The organism is Streptomyces sp. NPDC086777 (assembly GCF_040702065.1).
Taxonomy (GTDB): domain Bacteria; phylum Actinomycetota; class Actinomycetes; order Streptomycetales; family Streptomycetaceae; genus Streptomyces.
Genome location: NZ_JBFBJI010000028.1, coordinates 1 through 23,003 on the forward strand (window position 1 = coordinate 1; position 23,003 = coordinate 23,003).

The following is a 23,003-nucleotide window of genomic DNA, read 5'->3' on the forward strand; positions in this document are numbered from 1 at the left end:
TACACCTGGCCATATACCCTCTTTCCCGCCCCCACGCTCTTCCGATCGGTTGGCGCCGCGCCTGCTGTCTCGGGCTGGGGCGGGCACCGCGCGGTGCCCGCCCTTCTCGTACTTCCCGTGCGCCGGCTCCGGCCGGGGGCGTTCAGTCGCGTGAGTTGCCGAACAGGATGCGGTAGGCAATCAGCAGGACCAACGAGCCGCCGATCGCCGCCACCCAGGTCGCACCGTCGTAGAAGTTCTTGGCGACCGGATGGTCCAGCCAGCGGGCCGATATCCAGCCGCCGAGGAACGCACCCACGATGCCGATCAGAGTCGTGCCGATGAAGCCGCCCGGGTCGCGTCCCGGCAGCAGGAACTTGGCGATGGCGCCGGCCAACAGTCCCAGGATGATCCAACTGATGATGCCCATGACCTGAACCTGCCCTTCCGCGCAGTTTTCGCACTGCCCCGGCCCTGTGATTTCGGTAAGGACCGGCAGTGCCGGACAGATGGTGCCGGACAGGCCGTCCGAGCCGTCCGCAGGTGTCCGTAGCGCGTGTGTTCGTCCCTTGTCGATGACGAGGACGCCTGGGCGATACCGCACGGTTGCACTGATCAGTAGGGTGCGCCGGGTGGCTTCCTCTCCTCCTTCCGCTCTGCGGCGCACGCTGGGCGTGCGCGACGCGGTGATCGTCGGCCTCGGCTCCATGGTCGGGGCCGGCGTGTTCTCCGCCCTCGGCCCCGCCGCCCACGCCGCCGGGTCGGGGCTGCTGCCGGCTCTGGCCGTCGCCGCCCTCGTCGCCTACTGCAACGCCATGTCCTCGGCCCGCCTGGCCGCCCGGTACCCGCAGTCGGGCGGTACCTACGTGTACGGCCGGGAGCGCCTCGGCGCCTTCTGGGGGTACCTCGCGGGCTGGGCGTTCGTCGTCGGCAAGACGGCGTCCTGCGCCGCGATGGCACTCACCGTGGGCGCGTACGTCTGGCCGGGGCAGGCGCACGCGGTGGCCGTCGCCGCCGTGGTGGCGCTGACCGCCGTGAACTACGGCGGCATCCAGAAGTCGGCCTGGCTGACGAGGGCGATCGTGGCCGTGGTGCTGGCGGTCCTCGCCTGCGTGGTGGTCGTGTGCCTGACGTCCGGGTCGGCGGACGCGGGACGGCTGGCCGTCGGACTGCCGACGGGTGTTGGCGGGGTGCTCGAGGCCGCGGGTCTGCTGTTCTTCGCGTTCGCCGGGTACGCGCGGATCGCGACCCTGGGCGAGGAGGTGCGGGACCCGGCGCGCACCATTCCGCGGGCGATCCCGCTGGCTCTGGGCATCACGCTGGTGGTGTACGCGTGCGTGGCGGTGGCCGCGGTCTCGGTACTGGGCACGGACGGGCTGGGGCGGGCGGCCGCGCCGCTGGCCGACGCAGTGCGGGCGGCCGGGGTACCGGGCCTGGTGCCCGTGGTGCGGGTGGGGGCCGCGGTGGCCGCGCTCGGCTCGCTGCTGGCCCTGATCCTGGGGGTGTCGCGGACGACGCTGGCCATGGCCCGCGACGGTCATCTGCCTCCGGCGCTGGCCACCGTGCATCCCCGTTTCCAGGTCCCGCACCGCGCGGAGCTGGCCGTCGGTGCGGTGGTCGCCGTGGTGGCGGCGACCGCGGACGTCCGGGGTGCCATCGGCTTCTCCTCCTTCGGGGTGCTGGCGTACTACGCGGTGGCCAACGCCTCGGCGTGGACGCTGGATCCGTCGCCGCGGGTGCGGGTGGTTCCGGTCGTGGGACTGCTGGGGTGTGTGATCCTCGCTTTCGCGCTGCCGGTGATCTCGGTGGTCGTGGGGGCGGCCGTACTGGCGGTGGGTGCGGCGGCGTACGCCGTACGGCGGTGGGTGGCGGGCCGGTAGGCAGGGTGGCCGCCACGACGGCCACGACCATGACCGCGGCCTCGACCGAGAGCCGCGGCGTGCGACCGCGGCGGCCGCGACCGCCGGACCTCGACCTCGTTCTTCACAGGACCCGTTCCAGGGCCGTGCGGGACCGGAAGTCGGCCCAGAGCGCCAGATCCGTGCCCTCGTCGGTCTCCTCGTACCAGCCTGTTCCCTCCAGCCAGATGCGCAGCCAGTCGGTGAGGCTCGGCGCGTCCACGAACCAGGCGCCGTCGGCGTCGTCCGCGTTGGGCTCGTAGAGCAGGACCGGGGCCTGCGGGTCCCTGCAGTCCACGCACGCGTACATGCCGCAGCCCCAGTGGGATATCGGCAGGACGCCCTCGGGCCAGGGCCAGTCCTGGTCCTTGCGGCCGTACTCGCGGTTGGCGAGGTACTGGGTGACGGCGGCCGGTTCCCCCGAGGGCGCGGAGTCGAGCAGGGGCAGCAGGCCGTACGACGGGCCGAAACCGCCGTCACCCACCCGCTCGTAGAGCGCCGCGAGGAGAGGCGGCAGCGGGAAGCCCAGGGTCCGGGCTGCGCGGTCGAGCGTGGTGGCGTCGACGGGCGCGGGGAGCGAAGGCCAGCCCCACGGGCGGGAGTTGCGGGCCTGTGCGGCCACCCGTGTCAGCAACTGCTCGATCTCGGTCATGGCTTCATGATGCAGGTCGCCACTGACAACCGTGCCGGCCTGTGGACAACCTCCCGCCGGCCCCGGACCCGCCCCGGCCTGTGGACAACTCGTGGGGGTCAGGCGCCGGGTCGGGTCGGACGAGGTGCGGTCAGCGGGTCGCGAACGGCTGGTCCGTGGGGACGATCTCGCGTCCGAGCGGAAGCAGGGAGACCGGGATCAGCTTGAAGTTGGCGATGCCGAACGGGATACCGATGATCGTCAGGCACATCGCGATGCCGGTGACGATGTGGGCGAGGGCCAGCCACCAGCCCGCGAGGACCAGCCACAGCACGTTGCCGACGCAGGAGGGGGCACCCGCGTCGCGGCGCTCCACGGTCGTGTACCCGAAGGGCCCCAGGGCGTACACGCCGATACGGAAGGCGGCCACGCCGAACGGGATCGTCTCGGGACGTTCCCAATCACGCTACAAGGGCGCTGCGCTTCCGCCTGGAGGCCTGACCGGCTGATACTCGTGACAGCAGGCATGCCGACGGAGTGACCTGGAGAGGGTACCGACCATGAAGCTGTTCAACCTGCTGCTCAACATCCTGTGGCTCGTCTTCTGCGGCTTCTGGATGGCGCTCGGCTACCTGATCGCGGCGCTGATCTGCTTCGTCTTGATCATCACCATCCCGTTCGGCATCGCGTCCCTACGTATCGCCGGCTACGTCCTGTGGCCGTTCGGGCGGACCACAGTGGAGCGGCCGGACGCCGGCGCCGGATCCTTCATCGGCAACGTGATCTGGGTGATCTTCGCGGGGTGGTGGCTGGCTCTGGCCCACCTGATCACGAGCATCCCGCTGTTCCTGTCGATCATCGGGATCCCGTTCGGGTGGGCGAACCTCAAGCTCATCCCGATCTCACTCATGCCTTTGGGCCGAGAGGTCGTACCCACGGATCAGGCTTTCGGCGGGCGCTGATCTCTCTGGGGTCGCGGCAATCGGCCCCTCATAGCCTCAACGCCACAACCCTTCCGAACTACTGACCTTCAAAACGCACGTGCGCCATCATGTGTGTCGTCCGCCGGCTGGCGTCCGAGGTGGTAGCCCAGGCGCAATTCGTAGTCGCCCGGCTGATTGCGTCCTGCGGCGGTGGCAGCCGGCAGCCTGCGCTGGGAACCCGGCCAGCCGAAGGAGTGCATGTAGAGGTCGTAGGAGGACTGCAGATCCTCCGCGGACGGCAGCGTGGACCGGTTGACCTGCTGCTTGACGGCGGCGATCGATTCCTTGTCAAAGGAGGCGATCCGGCGGGCCAGGGTGTCGACGAACGCGTCGAGTTCGCTGTCGGGGACCGTACGGTTGACCCAGCCGTACCGCTCGGCCAGCTCACCCGAGTAGTCGTCACTGGACAGGGCCACCTCCAGCGCCCGGGCACGGCCGAGCAGCCGGGGCAGATGTTCAAGGCCACCGCCGCCAGGCAGGTTGCCGTTGGCGGTCTCGGGCTGGCAGAACAGCGCCCGCTCACTGGCGAAGCGCATGTCCATCGCCTGGATCAGCTCACTGCCGACCCCCCTGACGCGACCCCTGACCTTGGCGACCGAGACGACCGGCAGACGTGACAAGCGGGTGCTGGCGTCAATAAGGAGCGGGTGGCCGCTGGCGCCCAGTTCCTTGGGAGTCTCAGCCACCCTGGAGGTGTCGTAGTGGTTCAGGAAGTAGTCGCAGTTCGCCGACTCGAACACGGACACCCGCAGCTCCGAAGCAGCCTCCATCTGATCGACCAGCCTCGGAAGCTCGGTGAGCATCTCCGGGGACACCAGGTTGATCGGCGGGCTGTCGAACGTGATCCTCCACAAACGCCTGGTCTCGACGGTCACAGAGAAATGCGTCCATTTCTTCACGGATTCGTCTCCTTGGCCTACGGCTCCATACCCCTGATCACACAGTCGGCAACCCGCAGCCTCCTCGTCCGCGGTGTCGACGGCCACCGTTGCCGTGCCGGCCGCCGGTGGCCGTTCGCGGGCTGATTCGCGCGATTATCCGCGCGACAGGGTGAGGCGGCCCAGGTCCACGACGGCGCGGCGGACAGATCACGAACACCGGTTCAGCCGATCGGCGCAGCTCAGAAGACTGCGGCAGGCGACATCGCGCGCTGAATCTCAGTAACTGAGAGGGATGCACCTATCGATAGCAACCGTGTGGTGCACAAGCGAATGGGCTACATTCACAAGAGTCTTTATTAAGGCGACTCCGAACCTCATTCCGAAATGATCAGTAAGCCGTGGCCGGATGCAGGCGGTGCGCGTAGACACCCACTGGATCGATCAAGCCGGGTCCGCCTTCTCCCACAGACCACAGCGCCACGGCAACCGCCCGATCTCACTGCAGGAGAGCTACACCCGGGCTCTTTCGTGCCTGTCAGCCGGTCTTACTGCCAGTGCGGGCGATGTCCAGGTGCGCGAGCAGTGTGTCGAGTAGGGCCAGCTGTTGCGGTTCGAGGCGGCCGAAGTACTGGCGAAGTACGTGCGTGCCCGCTTCTTCCGCGGCTCTTAGTGCCGTGCGGCCGATGTCGGTGATGGAGACGGTCTTACGGCGGCGGTCCTCGGGATCACCGCTCCGGGCGACCATGCCGAGGCGCGCAAGGCCTTCGACGATCTGAGTGACGGAGCGCGGCGCCTGGCCGAGAGTGGCGGCCAGCTCTGCCTGGTGGAGTACGCCGTGGTCGGCCAGCGCCTGAAGGACTTTAGTGCGAGACAGGGACAGGCCGGTGGTCGTCAGCATGTGCTGGTCGACCTGTTCGCGCAGGCTGTACGCGAGGGTGAGGAAGGACAGTCCCACTTGCTCGGGGGCGCTGACTGCTGTTGTTGATTCATGCGGCTCCATGGTTCGGGTATCCTCACACAACTAATCATGAGGTACCTCACGAAAGAGGTTGTGGGATGGATCGTCCCCTCGCCGTGATCACCGGAGCCACCTCCGGACTGGGTCGCATCGCCGCCTTCGAGCTGGCCCGCCGGGGCTACCGCATCGCCACCGTGGCCCGCTCCCGCAGCAAGGCCCAAGCCCTCGTCGCCGACCTGAAGGCGGTGACCGACGAGCCCGTCGACGTCTTCCATTCCGACCTCGGCCTGCTCTCCGACGCCCGCCGCGCGGGAGAGGAGATCGCCGCGCGCTACCCGCGCCTGGACGTCCTGGTGAATAACGCCGGCCTCCACGCCTTCGCGCAGCGCATCACCACCGAGGGCCTTGCGGAGATGACAGCGGTGAACTACCTCGGCCCGTTCGTCCTGACCGAGGCGCTGACGGCGAAACTCGGCGCCTCGGCGCCAGCCCGGATCGTCAACGTCGCCTCCGAAGCGGCCCAGCAGGCGAAAACGATCATCCCGGCCAAGGACCTGCGGCGCACCGAGCCCTACACCCGCAGAGAGTCGATGCCCCTGTACGGGCGCACGAAGCTGATGACCATCATGTGGACGCAGGAGTTGGCCCGCCGCCTGGATGCGGACAAGGTCACCGTGAACTGCTGCGATCCCGGTTTCAACGCCACCGGCCTGGGCCGGGACCTGCCCGGCTCCGCCGTCCTGCAGCGGGTGCTGAACACGCTGAGGGTCGGTGATCCCCGCAAGGGCGCCGGCATCATCGTGCGGCTCGCCACCGATCCGACGTTCGCGGGCACCACCGGCGGCTACTTCTCCGCCCGCGACGCCCGTCCTCTGCAGTGCCCCGAGCCCGGCCGGGACCCGCGCATGCAGCGGGAGCTGCGGGACGCGACCACGGCACTTCTCGCCGCCCACCCGGCCGGCTGAGACCCGCACGCCCGCCTTAAGGAGGACACCGCCCGGTATCGGGGTACCGCCCCGGGCGCGGATTCGTCCTCCAGCAGCTCTTTTCGGCCGCAGGCGGCTCCTACGTTCATGGGCGGAGCCTGTCGGGCTCGCCCTCTCGCTCAACATCGACGTCTCCGCCAAGCTCGGCGAGGCGATGGTGCCCTACCTACTTCACCGCCAGACGCGCCGCAGCACTGCGCTCCCAGGTACAACGGCTCGTCGACGACGCACTCGACGACATGGTCATCAAGGGTTCTCCGGCGGACCTGGTCACCGATTTCGCCCTGCCCGTGCCCTCCCGCGTCATCGCCGTACTGCTGGGCGTCCCCTACGAAGATCACGCCTTCTTCCAGCAGTGCAGCAACATGCTCCTCGACATGTCACTGCCCGCCGAGCAGGCCAGGGCCACCAGCGAGCGATTTGGCGCCTACTTACATGAACTGATCGGCAAGAAGGCAAACCGACCCTGTAGATGACCTTCTCAGCTGGCTCCTCGCCGAACGTGTCGACACCGGCGAACTCACCCGCCGGCAACTGACCTCCATGGCACCATCGCCCTCGGCACCCTCGCCCTGCTCCGCAACCCCGAACAACTCGCTCTTCTGCGCGATGCGGAAGACCAGGCCGTCATCACCAGAGCCGTCGAAGAACTGCTGCGCTACCTGTCCGTCGTCGAGAAGGTCGCCGTCCCGGTCGCCGCCGAGGACCTCACCGTCAGAGGGCAGACAATCCGCGCCGGAGACGGCATCATCGTGAGCCTCCCGGCCGGTAACCGCGCTACCGCTCTGCTGCCGGACCGACCCGACGTCCTCGATCTCATCCATGAGGCCCGCGCCCACCTGGCCGTCGGCTTCGGTGTCCGCCAGTGCCTGGGACAGAATTTCGCCCGGATGGAACTGCAGGTGGCGATCCCCGCACTGCTGCGACGCCTCCCCGGCCTGAAGCTCGCCATCCCCTTCGACGACGTGCCCTTCAGACAGCAGATGTCCGTCTACGGAGTTACACGGCTTCCCGTCACCTGGTAGGCCAGCCCCCGCTTCCCACCGGGCAGTCAACCGGCTCCCACGGCCGCCTGCCCGGTGGGAACGGCAGCGCTCCTCAGCCACATCACCGGACACTCGCCGATCCCCCCGGAGTCCCCAGCCGCCATGCCCCTGCATCCCATCCCGATCAGCCTCGACGGACGGTCCGCCCACAGCCCGGTGGGCGCAGCGCCGGGGACAGCCGCATGAGCGCCCTCGTACAGGGAGGCACCGTCGCCGCAGCGAGCATCGTCCTCTCACTCGCCGGACACCGCTACCTCTACCTGCGTCTCGTCAGGGACGTGACAACCTCCGCCCGGCTGCGCCACGCTGACCGGACCCGCGGCAATGGCTCGCACCGTTCTGGTCCCCGCAGGCGTCTTCGCCGTCCAGTACGCCGATCCGGCACACTTCGCCTGACTGGCCTGGCCAGCCTTCGTCTGGGTCGCCCTGGCCGCATGCCCGCTGATGGTCCTCGCCGTCCTTGGGGTTCCGGTTCGCTTCACGGCCCGTGCGTTGCGGCGACGCAGCCCGGGCGCCGCGGCGTTACTGTGCCGGCCGGCCCCCACCCACCCGTCGCAACCCATCAGCAGTCCAGCGCCGCCCCGGAAGACGGCGATTCCCGCCCCGCCGACGGCACACCGGGATTGGACCGTCGTCTCGTCCTGACCCTGTCGCCCTGCTCGCCACCGGAACCGCCGCGGCCACCACCGGCTACGGCTTCCACCGAGGTTGCCTGGGAGAGAACCCGTACATGCAGCCCGCCGCTGGCGGGTACCGACTGGGTCTCCGGTCCCCTCCGAAGCCAGACAGGTGGCACGGCAGCTACAGCACAGGAGGTCTCGCCATGGTGGTCCAGCGTCTTCCAGCAGGCTGCGGTCCTGACTTCGTGGACACACCGGAAGAACCCGAGGCTCACGAAGCCACAACGAAGAGGCACCCAGACTGACGAAGGTTGAAAGACAAGCTCAGGGATCGCTTCCGCGACGGCGTCGTCGAGTGTGGGCAGGCCGTCGCCGTCGATGCGGGCGCACGGGTCGGTGAACCTGCCGTGGTGGAGCTGGAGGGTGCCTTCGGCCACGGACAGGGTGTAGGTGCCGGTGGAGCGGGTGGGGTTCTTCAGGTGGCCGGTGACCGCGTAGGGTCCAGCGGTTGCTTCCCAGTTGGGGCCGAGGACGCGGGCGGTCACGCGGACGATGTCGGAGATGTGAAGTCCGCGTCGGGCAACGAGCCGTCGGTGAGGATGTCGTCGATCCTGTCGCATTGCGCGGCGCCCGCGACCAGGTCCAGGCCGGTGACGGTCAGACGGCCGACCGTCGGGTGAGCGTCATGCAGGTCAAGGGCGTTCGCGGACTCCAATGCCAGTTCCTCGCGGGCCGTGTCCTCGCTGGGCGCGTGGACGTGGACGCTGATCAGGCCGGACACGAGAAATGTGTCACGAGTTAAGATTCGGTGAGGGGGCCGTTACGGCAGGTTGCGGCGCATCAGATCGGCGTAGGTCTCGCGGCGCACCACGGCGCGGTGCGCACCGTCGCGGACGAAGACCACCGGAGGGCGGCGCGCACCGTTGTAGTTGTTGCTCAGCGCGTAGGTGTAGGCGCCGGTGACCGGCACGGCGATCAGGTCGCCAACGCGCGGGGCCTCCAGCGGGACGCCGGCGCTCAGGGTGTCGCCGGACTCGCAGTGTCGGCCCACCAGGCGGCACAGCTCGCCCTCACCGGTCGGGCGGGTGGCGATGGCGGCCTCGAAGCGCTGCTCGTACAGGGAGACCTCGAGGTTATCGCCCATGCCGCCGTCGACGGCGACGAAGGTGTGGCCTCCTCCGCGCTTGACGGAGACGACGCGGTATAGCGAGACACCGGACTCGGCGACCATCGAGCGGCCCGGCTCGATCAGGATGCGGGCGTCGGCGGGCAGCAGGCGCCTGGCGACATCGATCATGACGTCGAGGTATTCCTCCACCGTGGGCGGGCGGTCGGCGTAGGTGTAGCGGGCGCCGAGGCCGCCGCCCAGGTCGTAGACGGCGAACTCGCCGAGTTCCGCGACGGCCTCGACGGCCCGTGCGAAGGGCTCGAGGTCCAGGATCTGCGAGCCGACGTGGACGTGGACGCCGTCCAGCCGCAGCCGGTCGCTGCCGCGCAGCCGCGCGATCGCCTCGCGGGCCTGTGGGAGGAGCAGGCCGAACTTGGATCCGTTCTGGCCGGTGGATACGGCCTCGTGGGTGTCGGGGCGGATGTCGGGGGTGACCCGGACCAGCACTCCCTGCTCACTCGTGGTGTCGGTAAGGATCTTCTCCAGCTTGTCGATGTCATCGAAGTTGTCGATGACGATCGTCCCGGCGCCGGCGTCGACGGCGAGGCGCAGTTCCTCCTCGGTCTTGGCGTTGCCGTGCACAACGAGACCGGCCGGGTCGGCGCCCGCGGCGAGGGCGAGGGCCAGCTCGCCGCCGCTGGCGACGTCGATGCCGAGGCCTTCCTCGGCGAGCAGCCGGTTGACGGCGGTGCACGGGAAGGCCTTGGAGGCGAAGGTGGCGCGGGAGTTCGGCCAGCGGGCGGCCAGTCCGTCGGCGTACCGGCGGGCGCGTGCGCGGATCGATGCCTCGTCGACGACCAGCGCCGGAGTGCCGTAGGTCTCGGCGAGTTTCGCCGCTGGGACGCCACCGAGCACCAGTGCGCCCGTCGCGTCCTGGGTGGTCCCGGGGGGGAACAGCCCCACCAGCTCCCGGCCTGCCTGCGTCGCCGTCATCTGCGCTCCTTGTGACACTGATTGGTCCCCCCTCTGAAGTGACTCTCTATGTTCGGGCTCCCGATATGTCGAAGCATCGTTGACAGCATCAATATGGAGTGCCAAGACTTGATGTCTACAACAATCTCTGAGCCGGGAGCGCACAATGCCGGAGTCTGGCGCGCGGCGGTACCTGCCTGTCCGTCAACTGGTGGACAACATCGGCCCGGCCCTTCTGCGCTTGATCCAGGAGGGAACCGGCTGCGACAGACCGCTGACCGATATCGCCATCTATGCTCCGGGTGCGCCGACGCAGCTTGGCCCTGGGTGTGTGGTGCTGGGTGTCGGCGTGACTACTGAAGCCGAGCTGCGCGAACTGACTGCGGCGATGGTAGCTTCCGACGCGAGAGTGGTGGCGGTGAAGGCCCCGGTGCCGCCGTCGGCGGACGAAGAGCTGACGATCATCGAGGTCAACCAGAACGCGTCCTGGATGCACGTCGCGACGATCGTTCGTGAGCAGTTGCTCGAATACGCGAGGATGCGCGTGCGCTCCGTCAGCAGCGGCTCGGAGCTGTTCACTCTGGCGAACGCGATATACGAGGTTCTCGGCGCCCCGGTCACCATCGAAGACCGCTTTTCCGCGCTGGTCGCCTGGTCGGAGGGCCAAGACAAGACCGATGCCGAGCGGATCGAGACCATCCTGGGGCGGGCGGTGCAGTCCAGGACTCTCGCCGAACAGCGCGAGCGTCATGAATTCGAGCGCCTGCATGCCAGCAGTGAGCCGGTGTATATGGAAGCGACCGAACCGGACCGGCTCTCGAGGGTAGCGATCGCAGTCCGGGCCGGCTCGGATGTCCTTGGCTACATCTGGGCCGCGGTCACCGGGCCGCTCGACGAGGCGGGCACCGCTCGCCTGCGCGAATTCGCGCCGATGGTCGCGCTGCAGATGGTCGGCTTGCGAACCGAGACCAGCTATGCCCGTCAGCAGCGTGGCGAGTTGGCTGCGGCGGTACTCGGAGGGTCGGCCGATCGAGTGGAGGCGAGCCGGCTGCAGTTGGGCTCTGGCCCGGTCTGCGTACTGGCTGCGGCCCCTCGATTGCTCGGGACCACGGATGCCGACGCAGCGACCGCTGCAGTGACCGTTGACGAGCTACGTCGGTTCGCTGACACGTTGGAGTACTTTCTAGCGGCTGTGCACCCTCGTTCTGCCTCGGTGGCGGGTACTGGCGCGGTGTACGTACTGGTTGCCTGGCCTCCGGAACACACCGCAGCACTCGAGTCCACCGTCAACCTGACCCGTGATTTTCTCGGGCGGACCCCACTCGCCAGTGACTACGTGGTCGCCGTCGGCGGGCCGGCCGACTCGCTGGGCAGAATCGCCGAAGTGCGGGCGCAGGCAGACGCCGCACTGCGTGCGCTACGGCACCCGGCCTTCCATGGGCCAGCTGTGCGCACCGTGGAAGAGATGGCGCTGCCGGTGTTGTTGCTGCATCTCGCCGACGTTACCGAGTCGCTCGGCCTGCCGGACACAAGCGGCGCTCTGGACCGGCTGCGCCAGGAGGACGGCCAAGACGGTCTGCTGACGGTAACCCTGGCCGCCTATCTCGCCGCCGCGGGAGCCACGGACAACGCGGCGGCCGCCCTGCACATCCACCCCAACACGATGCGCTACCGCCTTCGCCGGATCCGCGAGGTCTCCGGACTGGATTTCACTGATGCCGACGCCATGCTGCTCGCACACCTCCAGCTTCGGGTACGCGAGTTGCGGATGGGGGCTGCCTACTGAGGTTGAACGCGTGATGTCGCTAGTGCCGCATCAGCCAACGCTCGCCCTGATGTTCCCCGTCCATTGTGCCGTTCTGTGAGCCGGCAGGCTCGTCCCCGTTGAGACGGCTTCAGTCAAGAGCCCGATCCTCTTGTATCCCGTTCAGGAAAGACGCTGGATCGTTGGACGCATCCCGGCGGGAACGGCCCCGCACACGCACCACCGGTGTCCGGCCGCGCTGGGACCAGGTTTTGACCTGCGGCGGTGTCATGGAGAATCCGGCTACATCCTCGAAGACGAGCCAGGCTCCACGGGCCGCCGCGGGTCTTCCGCAAAAGGCCCCACTCCTTGATCCACCCGGCCACCGCCTCGTCGTCCCGCTCCATCGCGCCCCGGACCGGGACCTGGCAGGACCGTCCATTGCGCACCAGCAGTTTCCGAACGTCCTGAATTGTGCAGGTAGGATGCAAGCGCCGTCCCATCACCGTCTTCAGACGGCTCAGGGTCCAGCGTTGGTCTTCCCAACCGTGCGCGGCCGGCCCCTTGGCCGGCTCTGCCTCCAACTGCGCGAACTGCTTCTCGCTCAGCCGCGGGAGCTACGTCGACCCCTGCGACCGCAGAGCCCGCGGAACGTCCTCGTCCCACGTTCGCTGCCACACCGAACGGACGCTGAGCCGCAAGTCCATGGCGATCGCCGGGCCCGCCCCGCCCCGGGCGTCTCTCTCGGCCGCCCTCAGCCGTGACTCCTCGCGGACTGCCCGTTCGGCGGTCAGCACGCCCCCTTGTGGATACCGCATGACCCGGTGACACCGCACAGGCGACGACCCTTCAGCCCTACGGCACCACGGGTGCATCCTCGGTGATTGCTGCGGCTATGGCCGGAAGGAGCGGGTGTAGCGGCAGCCGTCCAGATCGACCCACAACACCGAGCCGTTGAGAACGGGGCCGGCTGTCAACCGCTCCGGCAGACGCGGATCGGCTCCGACGCGGAACGTTCCGTTACCGAGTGCGATGAGTTCCGGTTCATCGCATGGCGCTTCGACGCCCGTCGCAGCGATCATGTGCAGTCGCCCCGCCCGCTGCACGATCCTGAAGCTGGGATACCAAGGCGTGTAGCTCCGGTAGTGACCGGCGAGCGGATACGGGGTTGTGGCCGGCGTGGCGTCAAGGCCGAGTGAGTCGGGTCCGCAGAGCCAATGCGGCTTCCCGGCGATCGTGCCCACCGAATGGTGGTAGGCGGACCAGCGCGGATGATCGCATGTCAGCCTCCCGTCGCCTGAGTCATACAGCTTGCCTGTCATCCCGTCCGAGGTGAGAGTGAGACCGTTGTCCGCAGTGGCGTCGACGCGGATCTGACGCGATCCCGTTCCATAGATTCCTACGTAGTGAAGAGCATCTGGGATGCTCTCACGGTCGAACAGCGCCGGGTCCGGCGAGGCTCCTTGTACGACGGAAAGCACATGCCGGCCGAAAAGGTCGATTATCCGGCACTCGCCGGGTGCGTTGGTCAGCACTGCGACACCATGTCCACCGTCGATATCGACAGCGAGAAACGATCGGTAGCCGACCATTCCTCCAGCGTGCATCAGCCAGGTATGACCGTCGATGATTTCCACGCCCACGCCAAGTCCATAGCTAGGCGAATGCTCCGTCGAACCGCCCACATCGGCGCGGTCGGTGATAATCTGCTCGAACCGCTCCGGACTGAGGATCCTGGTGCCAGCCACGGCACCACGCCCCAAGATCATGCGGGCGAATATACCCAGGTCGGATGCGGTTGCAGTCACGTTCGCATCAGCCGCTGAATACTCGAAAAAGGTGGCCGGCGTGAGCGGGGCCGACGGTAGCGCCGGTCGGTCGTCGTGCAGGAACTGGTATCCGATGGCGAGATCAGCACGGTCTTCGTGAATGATGTGCGCTGCCGAGTTGCGCATCCCCAGTGGGTGTAGCAGCCGCTCGGCCATGGCGTTCGCGAGTGATTTCCCTGTGACGTGCTCGATGATCAGTCCCAGCAGATTGTAGCCCTCGTTGGAGTAGTGGAACATCTCGCCTGGTTCGACATAGGTCGTCGCATCGCGCAGCGCGTAACCGCGTGCGGCGGCATCGGGCAGCGCGTCGGCCCCGGCTACCAGACCCGAGGTGTGCTGCATTAGGTGTCGGACAGTGATTGCCCGGGACCCGCCGTTCGGGGCGAACCACGGCAGATAATCAGCCACCGGCGCTTCGAAATTCACCTTCCCCTCATCCGCCAACTGCCCGAGCAAGAACGCGGTGTAGGTCTTGCTGATCGAACCGATCTCGAAGCGCGTGTGATCAGAAACTGGTGCCCCGGATTCCGTGTCGGCAAACCCATCGGTGATGAGCGCGGATTCGCCGGTTGCGGTGACAATGCTGATCGCGATCCCCGGCACAGGCCACCACGTGCGTAGCTGCTTCGCCAGCTCGGCGATCACCCGTCGCATGTCCATCAAACTTCCGCCTCCTGCGAACCGAATCTTGCGCGCCTGTCCGGCCCAAGCTCGACATTGGAATAATCTATTTCTGCGTCCGGCCGACGACCCTTGACGAATCGGCGACATAGCGGGTACAGCCCCACGCCCAGGAGTGCCACCGCAAGACTCGCGAAGAACGTAGCGGTCTCATCGACTGCTGTACTCCACGCCAAGTACATGATCATTGCGGTGGGCAGCGCGACTACCAGGACAGCGCCAGGCCAGCCACCGGGGACCCGAACCGGTCGGCGCATCTGGGGATACCGCCAGCGAAGGACCAGGAAGGCCATGAACTCAAGCAGGATCGACGACAGGGTGAGCAGCACCGTAGCCCGCAAAATCGAGCTGAAATCCACAGCCGACAACACAACGACGACAGTGCTGCTCGCCAGGAGAGCACCCACCGGGGTGTTGAATCGTCTACTGTCTCGCGCCATCCAGTGAGGCAGGTATGCATCTGCGGCAAGCGCACGCGGGATTCGTGTGCTCGTCAGTAGGATCGCCATGAACAGGCCGACCAAGGAAAGCGCCGAGCCCAGGGAGATCAACACCTTGAGCCAGCTTCCACCCAGGGTATGGCCGACAACGATGAAATCTCCCTGAACCCAGGCGGTGGGCGAACCCCGGTGCAGACCACTGCCGATGGCGGCGATCGTGGGCAAGAGATAGGCTGCGATGATCAGCGGAACCGAAATTATCAGAGCTCGAGTGTAGGTTCGGTGCGCGTCGGAAACCTCGCCCAGCACGGTACTCGGACCGTCGAAGCCGAGGTATAGCCACACGATCACGCTGAGCGCGCCGGCCACCGACGAGTGGACGCTTTGACCGGGAATCATGAAGGGTGAAAAAATATTGATTCCGTTACTGATGGCATGATAGACCCCGATGGCCGTCAGCACGCCGAAAGGTGCGAGAATAAGCACCATCATCCCGACTGAATAGTCACTCACAGCCTTGGAGCCGCGATAATTGAGGTAGACCATCGGAATGATGAGGGCAACGGTGACGATCCAGTGCAGATCCACAACGAAGCCGCCATGGAAAATGGACAGGGCTACCAGCTCCTTCCCGCGTGCGATGCCAGGTATCCAGGTGGCCAGGTAATCTACGAGCAGGATCGGGTAAAGAGTGAGATTCAACACCGATCCGATTGAGTTCCAGACCCCGAACAAAAATGCCGGAAACCTCCCGAGTGCGATCTTCGTCCAGTAGTAATAGCCACCGTTGACCGGTATTGCGGCGCTAAGTTCCGCTGCTACCAATGCGTTCGGTACACCGAACACAATTGGCACCAGGACGATCATCAGCAAAGTCATGCCCGGCCCGGCACTGGAAATGGAAGACTCGAGCCCGAAGGGGCCTCCGGACACCGTGAAGAAAAATATGCCGACCAATGGCAGCACGCCGATCGCACGTTTCCCTGCCCTCGGCTCCGATTGCGTGATATCGGAAGGGATCAATTCCGTCATCCTAGTCTCCACTCTCCACTAACCGGGCTCGGGGCACCTGCAACCTGTGGGGAACCCTCAGGCCTTGGCGAAGCAGGTGGGTCACGTCGGCTGAGGGCAGCCGGGCACCTGGTCGGCATAACGTATGAGGCACCACCCAGGCCGTCCTCGTTGCGCGCGCCAAAGCCATGCCCCAGCCGTTGTCGCTGCCACCAACCGTGGCTCCGCACGGCCGCCGATGAAGAGCGGCGGTCCCCGTCCATCGATCAGCTCGTCCCCTGGTAGCGGGCCGCAGCCGCCGGGCGGCGGAACTCACTTAGACCGTGTCCTACATGGTCAGTTTGAGGAGCCGTTTGTAGCAGCAGAGGGCGGCTGCGAGTCCGAGAAAGGCCAGGTAGTGGCCTGGTTTCCGTTCGTAGCGGTGGTTGAGTCGGCGGTAGCCGGTCAGCCAGGACATGGTGCGCTCGATGACCCACCCGCGTCGGCCGAGCCGTTCACTGGAGTCGATGCCCTTGCGGGCGATGCGGACCCCGATGCGCTTGCCCCATAACCATCGCCGCAGGTGAGGCACGTCGTACGCCTTGTCGGCATGAAGGCGCTGGGGCTTGGAATCGGTCGCGTGGGATTCGTGTCCCATGTGGAAGTGGGACAGCATCGGCTTCAGGGCCTGGCTGTCGTGGGTGTTGGCCGCGGAGAGTCCGACGCGTAGTGGCAGTCCGTTCGCGTCGGACAGGACGTGCATCTTGGAACCGGGCTTACCCCGGTCCACGGGGCTCGGACCTGCAAGTTCGCCCCTTTTTTAGCCCTCAGTGCGCGGAGTCGAGGACCGCGCGGGACAGGTCGACCAAGTTCCGCTCGTCCAGGAACTGCAGCACCTTGTGATGCAGGCGTCCCCAGACTCCCGCACGAGACCAGATGGCGAAGCGGCGGTGCACGGTCGACTTCGACGCTCCGAAGCACGGCGGCAGTGCCCGCCAGGCGCAGCCGCTGACCAGCACGTAGATGATCGCGGCGAAGACCGCCTCATCATCGATGTTCGCGACCCCGCCCCCTTGCGGCCGGGCTCGCGCCGGCGGCAGCAACGGCTTCGCGATCTCCCACAAGCCGTCCGGAACGATCCATCCCCACCGTCCACTCCCCATGTCCAGCACAACTGCCAACTAGCCATGTAGGACACGGTCTTAGACCTTGACCAGATAGCTCATTGAAAGTGCACCCGGATTTCTTGCCGCTGCTCTTCCAGTTCCCGCTTCGTTTTGGCAGTTTCGTGAAAACGCTCCAAGACTGTGCGATATTCATCCAGCTTCGCTCTTTCCGTGAGCAAGTGACGGGCGGCGGATCTCCGTCATCGAGATCGCCGTCAACGGCCAACCTCGGGGCATCGAGGAAGGACAGATCGTCAAGGTCACCGGACTGACCGCGTTCGCCTGGTCGATGGGCGACCGGCACGGCCTCAGCTTCCGCGCCGACGCCATCACCCCCGTGCACGGAACCCCCGTGCAGGCCAAGGGCGGTGACGCACGATGGGACCGATCCTGCTCGCGCTCGCTCTCGCCGTGCCGGCCTGGATGCTGGTCGTCGGTGACCTGGTGCGCCGGCACCGGCCGGTCTGGCACTGGCACCTCGTCGGCTACCCGGCAACCGCGTTCCGGGTGGTGGCGACCTGGCGCAAGGTCGCCATGCTCAACGACTTGTCCGTGTCCCGGCGCCCGCCCCGCGGGCTCCTCGGGGACCTGGTCGTCAAGGGCGATCCGCTGCGGCCGGTCATCCCGCGGGCCTCATTCCCCCGTGCAACGCGCATGGGCCTGACCGTGACGGTGCGCCTGCATGCCGGGCAGACTCCGGCGACGTACATGAAGGCGGCCGACGCCCTGGTGCACGCGTGGAAAGTGCACGCGGTGCGGGTCACCTCGCCGGAACGCGGGCTCGTGCTCCTGACCGCGACGGCCACGGATCCTCTCCAGCGGCCGGGCTCGGCCACCGCGCCGGCCGAACTCCTCTCCGCGCTGATCGGCGTCCTGGAGTGCGGCGGCGCCTGGGTGATGAACCTCCGGCTGGTGCCGCATTGGCTGATCGCCGGGGTCACCCGCTCCGGAAAGTCCACGCTCCTGGCCCGGCTGATCACACAGCTCGCCCCGCAGCGGGTCGCCCCGGTCGGGACGAGTGGATCGGGATGACGGAAGGCGACACCGCCGCGCTGGGCGACCGGATCGCCGACCTTGACCGCAGATCGAGGGCATGAACGCATCGAATGCCGCCGTCATCGTGGCCACCGCCAAACAGAGCAAGTCAGTGGATGCCGATGCCATCGAGACAGCCACGGCCGTGCTGAACGAGGAACTCCAGCAGCTTCAGAATCTGCGTGATGAAGCGGTCGAATGGCTGACGGAGATGGAGGAGTCGGACCAGCGTGCACGTGATCTGATCGCCCTGGCTGCGATGGCGAAGAGGTCGTTCCCGGACATGGCCCCGGAGCAGCAAGCGGCCATCTTGTCCATGCTGGAACTGAAGGTCACGATCACAGGGGCCGTCCCGGACGATCGGCGCCGCGGTGTCCCGCGCACCGTGCGGGCCTGGTACGCCGCCAGTGGACTCGGAATCCCGGTCGCCGGCCTCTCCGACGAGGAATGGGCCAGGGTAGCTCCCCCACTGCCCAAGGGCCGCAGGGGCACCGTCCGCCGGTCCTTGGACGCCATCTTCTACAAGGCGCGTACCGGCACATCGTGGCCTGAAGTGATCAAGGAAACCGGCGCCACAATCCAGGCTTCGAAGCACTTCAACGCCTGGACATCAGATGACACGTGGACCCGCGTGAACGCCGCGCTGTCGGACGTGCAGCAGGCCCCTCTTCCCGAACCTCAGCCCCTACCGCCGATGATCATCGAAGGGCGAGTCGACCCGAGCGCGATGCTGCACCCTGAGGGACGATCCCGAAAGGAATGCCGATGATCGTGATGCACAGGATGACACCGGCCAGCAGGTAGCCGAGGAACAGCCAGAAGCCGCTCAGGACGAGCCAAATGACGTTCAGGATGGTCTTCACCGAGAGCGACCTGCCATCTTCTCCAGCCGGGCGATCCGTTCCGCCATGGGCGGGTGCGTCGAGAACATCTTGGACAGTCCCTGGCCCGGACGGAAGGGGTTCGCGATCATCATGTGGCTCGCGGTCTCGATCCGGGGCTCGGGAGGCAGCGGGAGCTGTTTGGTGCCGGCGTCCAGCTTGCGCAGGGCACTGGCGAGGGCGAGCGGATCGCCGGTGAGCTGGGCGCCGGAGGCGTCCGCCTCGTACTCCCGGGAGCGGCTGATGGCGAGCTGGATGAGGCTGGCGGCCAGCGGCCCCAGGATCATGATCAGCAGCAGGCCGAGGAAGCCGGGCCCGTCGTCGTCGTCCGAACGGCCGACCGGGATCAGCCAGGCGAAGTTGACCAGGAACATGATCACCGAGGCGAGGGCGCCGGCGACCGACGAGATGAGGATGTCGCGGTTGTAGACGTGGCTGAGTTCGTGGCCGATGACGCCCCGCAGTTCGCGCTCGTCGAGGATCCGCAGGATGCCTTCCGTGCAGCACACGGCGGCGTTGCGTGGATTGCGGCCCGTGGCGAAGGCGTTGGGCGCCTCGGTCGGGGAGATGTACAGGCGGGGCATGGGCTGGCGGGCCTGGGTGGAGAGGTCGCGGACCATCCGGTACAGGGCCGGCGCCTCGAACTCGCTCACCGGGCGGGCACGCATCGCGCGTAGCGCCAGTTTGTCGCTGTTCCAGTACGCGTACGCGTTCGTGCCGAGGGCGACGAGGACCGCGACGATCAGACCCGTTCGGCCGAAGAAGCTGCCGATGACGATGATGAGTGCCGACAGTCCCCCGAGGAGAACTGCGGTCCTGAGCCCGTTGTGCCGGCGGTGCACGGTACGCCCTCCAAGTCGTGCGGCAGGGGAACCCTTTGCCTGCGGCGCTGCCTTCCGATCTGCGATGCCACCGGTGTCGTGGTGTCACGTCCAGTGGACCCTCCCGCACTGGTCAACGCCAGGCGACGGCCACTAGTTCCCTTGTGTCCGCTGTGCGCGGGGTGAGCCGTCCGGGTGAGCGGCCGTGCCCGGCGGACGGACGGTTGGCACGCGTGCGTGCGGGCCGTGAGCGGCGTCAGAACAGGCCGGTGGTGGCGAAGCGCAGTACCAGCTGCGGAGCGCCGGAGAGGACGACGCCGAGGGTGCCGGTGAGGGCGAGCGCGGCCGTGAGAGGGGCGGGCAGGCGGTGCCTGGCGGGCTCGCCCTCGGAGGCTCGGAACAGGAGGGCCGTCCACTGGAGGTAGTAGTAGAGGGCGATCACCACGTTGACGGCCATGACGACGGCGAGCCAGCCGAGGCCGGCGTCGACGGCCGCCGAGAAGACGGTGACCTTCGCGAACAGGCCGATGACGCCGGGCGGGAGTCCAGCGAGGCACAGCAGGAAGAACGCCAGGAGCAGGGCGGTGAGCGGGTTCCTGGCGTACAGGCCGCGGTAGTCGGAGATCCGGTTGAGCCGCTCGGTACGGGCGACGGCCGCGGCCACGGTGAAGGCGCCCAGGTTCACGGCGGCGTACATGAGCGCGTAGGCGACGGTGGAGCCGACGGCCTTCCGGGCGTCCCCGCTGTATCCGGCTGCTGCGATCGGCACCAGCAGGTACCCGGCCTGGCCCACCGACGACCAGGCCAGCAGCCGTACCGCGCTGTACGCGCGCGTGGCCTGCTGGCGCAGGGCCGCCACGTTGCCGACGGTCATGGTGAGCGCGGCCAGGGCGGCGAGCGCGGGGCCCCAGACGTCGGCGTACGACGGGAAGGCGACGACGGTGACCAGGATCAGCCCGGAGAAGCCGACGGCCTTGCCGACGACCGACAGGTAGGCGGCGACGGGGAGCGGCGCGCCGACGTAGGTGTCGGGCACCCAGAAGTGGAAGGGGACGGCGGCCGTCTTGAAGGCGAAGCCCACGAGGGTGAGGACGACGCCCGTCTGGGCGAGCGTGTGCAGTTGTCCGTCTACGTGCTGGATCCGGTCCGCGACCTGGGTGAGGTAGAGGCTGCCCGTGGTGGCGTACACGAAGCTGATGCCCATGAGGCTGACGGCGGTCGCGGTCACCGAGGACAGGAAGAACTTCAGGGCCGCTTCGGAGGACCTCTTGTCGCCGTGCCGGATGCCGACGAGGGCGAAGGCGGGCAGGGAGGCCACCTCCAGGGCGACGACCAGGGTGGCGAGGTCGCGGGAGGCGGGCAGCAGGGCGGCGCCGGCAGCCGAGGAGAGCAGCAGGAACCAGAACTCGCCCTGGGGACAGCGGCGGTTGCCGTCCTTCAGGGTGGTCATGGACAGCAGGGCCGTGAGCAGGGCGCCGCCGAGGACGAGGAACTGCACGACCAGGGTGAACCGGTCGGCCGTGTAGCTGCACGCGCGCGTGGCGCCTGTGAGGCAGAAGGTGCTGCGGTCGTGGCCGAGGAGCGGGAGCAGCAGGAGGGCGGCCGCGGCGAGTCCGGCGACCGAGATCCAGCCGAGGAGCGGCTTCCTGGCCTCGGGGACGAACAGGTCGGCGACCAGGACGGCCAGGCCGACGGCCGCGGCGAGGGTGGGCGGGGCGATGGCGAGCCAGTCGACGGACTGGACGAGGTTCGCGGCCAGTGGCTGGGCCAGGGCGCTCATCGGGTGCCTCCTGCGAGGAGCTGCTGCACGGCCGGGTCGGTCAGACCGAGCAGGGCCTTGGGCCACAGTCCGGCGACGACGGTGAGGGCGACGAGCGGGGTCCAGGCCGCGAACTCGTAGCTGCGGACGTCGGCGAGCCTGGGCACTTCCTGCGCTGCGGCGCCCATGCAGACGCGGCGGACCACGGCCAGCATGTAGGCGGCGGTCAGCAGGGTGCCGAAGGCCGCGATCGCCATGAAGGTCAGGTAAGCCGGGCGGCTGAGGCCGGCGGCGGGCTCGAACGCGCCGAACAGGGCCAGCATCTCGCCCCAGAACCCGGCGAGCCCGGGCAGCCCCAGCGAGGCGACGGCGGCGAACGCGAGGAGGCCGCCGAGGCGCGGTGCCCTGCCGTACAGCGCGGCCCCCGTCTCCTCGGCGAGGGTGTCGAGGTCGGTCGTTCCGATGCGGTCCTTCAGGCCCCCGACCAGGAAGAACAGCAGGCCGGTGATGAGACCGTGGGCGATGTTGGCGAACAGGGCGCCGTTGACGCCGGTCGGGGTCATGGTGGCGATGCCGAGCAGGACGAAGCCCATGTGGCCGACCGAGGAGTAGGCGATCAGACGCTTGAGGTCGCCCTGCGCGCCTCGCCTGGCCAGCTTCAGGCAGGCCAGGGACCCGTAGATGATCCCGACGACCGCGAAGGCGGCGAGGTAGGGCGCGAAGGTGCGGAAACCGTCCGGCGCGACCGGCAGCAGGATCCGGACGAACCCGTACGTGCCCATCTTCAGCAGGACGCCGGCCAGCAGTACCGAGCCGACGGTGGGCGCGGCGGTGTGGGCGTCCGGCAGCCAGCTGTGCAGGGGCCACATCGGGGTCTTGACGGCGAGCCCGATCCCGATCGCCAGAACGGCGATGACCTGCACGGACGTGGTCAGCGACCGGCCGTTGTCAGTGGCGAGTGCCACCATGTCGAACGTGCCCGCCTTGATTCCGATCAGGAGCAGGCCGAGCAGCATGACGACGGATCCGAGCAGTGTGAAGAGGATGAACCTCCAGGCGGCCCGGGTCCGTCCCGCGCCGCCCCAGCGGGCGATGAGGAAGTACATCGGGATGAGCACCGTCTCGAAGGCGAGGAAGAACAGCAGCAGGTCGAGGACGGTGAAGCTCGCGAGGACGCCGCACTCCAGGACGAGCAGCAGGGCGACGAAGGCCTTCGGGGACGGTCCCGCGGGCGGGTTGAAGTACGAGTAGAGCGCGCAGAGGAAGGTCAGCAGCGCGGTCAGGACCACGAGGGGGAGGGAGATGCCGTCGATGCCGAGGTGGATGCGCACGTCGAGGGCGGGGATCCAGCTGATGTCGGTCGTGGCCTGCATCCTCGACGGATGGCCGTGGTCGAAGCCGAGCGCCAGGACGATCGCGGCGACGAGGATCGCGCCGGTCACCGTCACGCCGTGTCGCAGTACGGCCTGCTCGGGCGACTTCCCCTTCAGCCCGGGCGGAGCGGGCAGCAGGGCGGCGACGGCGCCGAGGAGCGGGCCGGCGACGATCAGTGCCAGAAGAACCTGCATCACGGACTCGTTGATATCGATCACGCC

General features: G+C 67.7%; 19 protein-coding genes and 7 pseudogenes. 9 read left to right on the forward strand and 17 right to left on the reverse strand.

Translation table 11 applies throughout. The annotated features are described in order from the left end of the window. Positions 1-142: 142 nt before the first annotated feature. Positions 143-409, reverse strand: coding sequence for a GlsB/YeaQ/YmgE family stress response membrane protein (locus AB0472_RS32145; protein WP_294006326.1), 267 nt, complete (start codon positions 407-409; stop codon positions 143-145). Between the two features lie 193 nt (positions 410-602). Between AB0472_RS32145 and AB0472_RS32150 the strand changes: the two genes are divergently transcribed. After that, the gene (locus AB0472_RS32150; protein WP_366361630.1) at positions 603-1,859 is read left to right on the forward strand and encodes an amino acid permease; all 1,257 of its coding nucleotides are present in this window, start codon (positions 603-605) and stop codon (positions 1,857-1,859) included. A 103-nt stretch (positions 1,860-1,962) separates the two neighbouring features. Here AB0472_RS32150 and AB0472_RS32155 read toward each other — a convergent pair whose 3' ends face one another. Together AB0472_RS32155 and AB0472_RS32160 are read right to left on the reverse strand one after the other, a co-directional pair. Continuing rightward, positions 1,963-2,529, reverse strand: a complete 567-nt coding sequence (locus AB0472_RS32155; RefSeq protein ID WP_366361632.1) for an SMI1/KNR4 family protein — start codon at positions 2,527-2,529, stop codon at positions 1,963-1,965. A 130-nt stretch (positions 2,530-2,659) separates the two neighbouring features. Beyond that, positions 2,660-2,950: pseudogene (locus tag AB0472_RS32160) on the reverse strand (YccF domain-containing protein); the annotation flags it as partial. A 118-nt stretch (positions 2,951-3,068) separates the two neighbouring features. Between AB0472_RS32160 and AB0472_RS32165 the strand changes: the two are divergent. Continuing rightward, entirely contained in the window at positions 3,069-3,470 is a 402-nt protein-coding gene (locus tag AB0472_RS32165; RefSeq protein WP_366361634.1) for a YccF domain-containing protein, read from the forward strand. 68 nt (positions 3,471-3,538) lie between these two features. Here AB0472_RS32165 and AB0472_RS32170 read toward each other — a convergent pair whose 3' ends face one another. Together AB0472_RS32170 and AB0472_RS32175 are read right to left on the reverse strand one after the other, a co-directional pair. Then, positions 3,539-4,390 (reverse strand): enoyl-CoA hydratase/isomerase family protein, encoded by an 852-nt coding sequence (locus AB0472_RS32170; RefSeq protein ID WP_366361636.1) that lies wholly within the window; start codon positions 4,388-4,390, stop codon positions 3,539-3,541. A gap of 517 nt (positions 4,391-4,907) precedes the next feature. Beyond that, on the reverse strand, positions 4,908-5,372 hold the full coding sequence (locus AB0472_RS32175) for a MarR family winged helix-turn-helix transcriptional regulator (protein ID WP_366361638.1): 465 nt from the start codon (positions 5,370-5,372) through the stop codon (positions 4,908-4,910). Between the two features lie 56 nt (positions 5,373-5,428). On the opposite strand from AB0472_RS32175, the gene AB0472_RS32180 reads away from it, so the two are divergent. The 4 genes and pseudogenes from AB0472_RS32180 (at position 5,429) to AB0472_RS32195 (ending at position 7,341) form a co-directional block, all read left to right on the forward strand. Continuing rightward, entirely contained in the window at positions 5,429-6,295 is an 867-nt protein-coding gene (locus AB0472_RS32180) for an SDR family NAD(P)-dependent oxidoreductase (RefSeq protein WP_366361640.1), read from the forward strand. 260 nt (positions 6,296-6,555) lie between these two features. Next, the gene (locus AB0472_RS32185; RefSeq protein ID WP_366361642.1) at positions 6,556-6,792 is read left to right on the forward strand and encodes a hypothetical protein; all 237 of its coding nucleotides are present in this window, start codon (positions 6,556-6,558) and stop codon (positions 6,790-6,792) included. Positions 6,793-6,978: 186 nt separating this feature from the next. Further along, positions 6,979-7,185, forward strand: a pseudogene (locus AB0472_RS32190) (cytochrome P450); the annotation flags it as partial. A 21-nt stretch (positions 7,186-7,206) separates the two neighbouring features. Continuing rightward, complete coding sequence (locus tag AB0472_RS32195; RefSeq protein ID WP_366361644.1) at positions 7,207-7,341, forward strand: hypothetical protein; 135 nt, start codon at positions 7,207-7,209, stop codon at positions 7,339-7,341. Positions 7,342-7,924: 583 nt separating this feature from the next. On the opposite strand, the gene AB0472_RS32200 is transcribed toward AB0472_RS32195, so the two are convergent. From AB0472_RS32200 to lysA, 3 genes are read right to left on the reverse strand one after another with little or no spacing between them, the layout of a single operon-like run. Beyond that, positions 7,925-8,527, reverse strand: a complete 603-nt coding sequence (locus AB0472_RS32200) for a hypothetical protein (RefSeq protein ID WP_366361645.1) — start codon at positions 8,525-8,527, stop codon at positions 7,925-7,927. After that, the gene (locus AB0472_RS32205) at positions 8,524-8,763 is read right to left on the reverse strand and encodes a hypothetical protein (RefSeq protein WP_366361647.1); all 240 of its coding nucleotides are present in this window, start codon (positions 8,761-8,763) and stop codon (positions 8,524-8,526) included. The genes AB0472_RS32200 and AB0472_RS32205 overlap by 4 nt, the downstream gene beginning before the upstream one ends. 39 nt (positions 8,764-8,802) lie before the next feature. Further along, positions 8,803-10,083: a diaminopimelate decarboxylase gene (gene lysA, locus AB0472_RS32210; RefSeq protein ID WP_366361649.1), complete on the reverse strand. Its 1,281-nt coding sequence runs from the start codon at positions 10,081-10,083 to the stop codon at positions 8,803-8,805. 190 nt (positions 10,084-10,273) lie between these two features. Between lysA and AB0472_RS32215 the strand changes: the two genes are divergently transcribed. Continuing rightward, on the forward strand, positions 10,274-11,848 hold the full coding sequence (locus AB0472_RS32215) for a helix-turn-helix domain-containing protein (RefSeq protein WP_366361650.1): 1,575 nt from the start codon (positions 10,274-10,276) through the stop codon (positions 11,846-11,848). A 172-nt stretch (positions 11,849-12,020) separates the two neighbouring features. Here the strand turns inward: AB0472_RS32215 and AB0472_RS32220 are convergent. The 5 genes and pseudogenes from AB0472_RS32220 to AB0472_RS32240 form a co-directional block, all read right to left on the reverse strand. Beyond that, positions 12,021-12,146: pseudogene (locus tag AB0472_RS32220) on the reverse strand (IS630 family transposase); the annotation flags it as partial. Positions 12,147-12,231: 85 nt separating this feature from the next. Further along, positions 12,232-12,309 (reverse strand): annotated as a pseudogene (locus tag AB0472_RS32225) (hypothetical protein); the annotation flags it as partial. 390 nt (positions 12,310-12,699) lie between these two features. After that, positions 12,700-14,295: a serine hydrolase domain-containing protein gene (locus AB0472_RS32230; protein ID WP_366361652.1), complete on the reverse strand. Its 1,596-nt coding sequence runs from the start codon at positions 14,293-14,295 to the stop codon at positions 12,700-12,702. Beyond that, positions 14,295-15,788, reverse strand: coding sequence for an APC family permease (locus AB0472_RS32235; protein ID WP_366361654.1), 1,494 nt, complete (start codon positions 15,786-15,788; stop codon positions 14,295-14,297). Before AB0472_RS32235 ends, AB0472_RS32230 begins: the two co-directional genes overlap by 1 nt. A gap of 307 nt (positions 15,789-16,095) precedes the next feature. Beyond that, positions 16,096-16,909, reverse strand: a pseudogene (locus tag AB0472_RS32240) (IS5 family transposase). Between the two features lie 381 nt (positions 16,910-17,290). Here AB0472_RS32240 and AB0472_RS32245 point away from each other — a divergent pair. Beyond that, positions 17,291-17,926 (forward strand): annotated as a pseudogene (locus AB0472_RS32245) (FtsK/SpoIIIE domain-containing protein); the annotation flags it as partial. A 337-nt stretch (positions 17,927-18,263) separates the two neighbouring features. Further along, positions 18,264-18,716, forward strand: coding sequence for a transposase (locus tag AB0472_RS32250; protein ID WP_366361817.1), 453 nt, complete (start codon positions 18,264-18,266; stop codon positions 18,714-18,716). Here the strand turns inward: AB0472_RS32250 and AB0472_RS32255 are convergent. The 4 genes and pseudogenes from AB0472_RS32255 to AB0472_RS32270 all read right to left on the reverse strand — a co-directional run. Continuing rightward, positions 18,694-18,810: pseudogene (locus tag AB0472_RS32255) on the reverse strand (YccF domain-containing protein); the annotation flags it as partial. The gene AB0472_RS32250 and the pseudogene AB0472_RS32255 overlap by 23 nt on opposite strands. Continuing rightward, a complete protein-coding gene (gene htpX, locus AB0472_RS32260; protein ID WP_366361656.1) occupies positions 18,807-19,670 on the reverse strand; it encodes a zinc metalloprotease HtpX in 864 nt (287 codons plus the stop codon). The gene htpX and the pseudogene AB0472_RS32255, both read right to left, overlap by 4 nt. A 235-nt stretch (positions 19,671-19,905) precedes the next feature. Beyond that, on the reverse strand, positions 19,906-21,429 hold the full coding sequence (locus tag AB0472_RS32265) for an NADH-quinone oxidoreductase subunit N (protein WP_366361658.1): 1,524 nt from the start codon (positions 21,427-21,429) through the stop codon (positions 19,906-19,908). Next, a complete protein-coding gene (locus AB0472_RS32270) occupies positions 21,426-23,000 on the reverse strand; it encodes an NADH-quinone oxidoreductase subunit M (RefSeq protein WP_366361659.1) in 1,575 nt (524 codons plus the stop codon). Before AB0472_RS32270 ends, AB0472_RS32265 begins: the two co-directional genes overlap by 4 nt. Positions 23,001-23,003 lie beyond the last annotated feature (3 nt).

What these genes read in the sequence shown, in the direction of transcription:
- AB0472_RS32145 (WP_294006326.1), bottom strand. Translation starts at nt 409, where the DNA reads ATGGGCATCATCAGTTGGATCATCCTGGGACTGTTGGCCGGCGCCATC.
- AB0472_RS32155 (WP_366361632.1), bottom strand. Translation starts at nt 2,529, where the DNA reads ATGACCGAGATCGAGCAGTTGCTGACACGGGTGGCCGCACAGGCCCGC.
- AB0472_RS32165 (WP_366361634.1), top strand. Translation starts at nt 3,069, where the DNA reads ATGAAGCTGTTCAACCTGCTGCTCAACATCCTGTGGCTCGTCTTCTGC.
- AB0472_RS32175 (WP_366361638.1), bottom strand. Translation starts at nt 5,372, where the DNA reads ATGGAGCCGCATGAATCAACAACAGCAGTCAGCGCCCCCGAGCAAGTG.
- AB0472_RS32180 (WP_366361640.1), top strand. Translation starts at nt 5,429, where the DNA reads ATGGATCGTCCCCTCGCCGTGATCACCGGAGCCACCTCCGGACTGGGT.
- AB0472_RS32185 (WP_366361642.1), top strand. Translation starts at nt 6,556, where the DNA reads ATGGTCATCAAGGGTTCTCCGGCGGACCTGGTCACCGATTTCGCCCTG.
- AB0472_RS32195 (WP_366361644.1), top strand. Translation starts at nt 7,207, where the DNA reads ATGGAACTGCAGGTGGCGATCCCCGCACTGCTGCGACGCCTCCCCGGC.
- lysA (WP_366361649.1), bottom strand. Translation starts at nt 10,083, where the DNA reads ATGACGGCGACGCAGGCAGGCCGGGAGCTGGTGGGGCTGTTCCCCCCC.
- AB0472_RS32230 (WP_366361652.1), bottom strand. Translation starts at nt 14,295, where the DNA reads ATGGACATGCGACGGGTGATCGCCGAGCTGGCGAAGCAGCTACGCACG.
- AB0472_RS32235 (WP_366361654.1), bottom strand. Translation starts at nt 15,788, where the DNA reads ATGACGGAATTGATCCCTTCCGATATCACGCAATCGGAGCCGAGGGCA.
- AB0472_RS32250 (WP_366361817.1), top strand. Translation starts at nt 18,264, where the DNA reads ATGCTGGAACTGAAGGTCACGATCACAGGGGCCGTCCCGGACGATCGG.
- AB0472_RS32265 (WP_366361658.1), bottom strand. Translation starts at nt 21,429, where the DNA reads ATGAGCGCCCTGGCCCAGCCACTGGCCGCGAACCTCGTCCAGTCCGTC.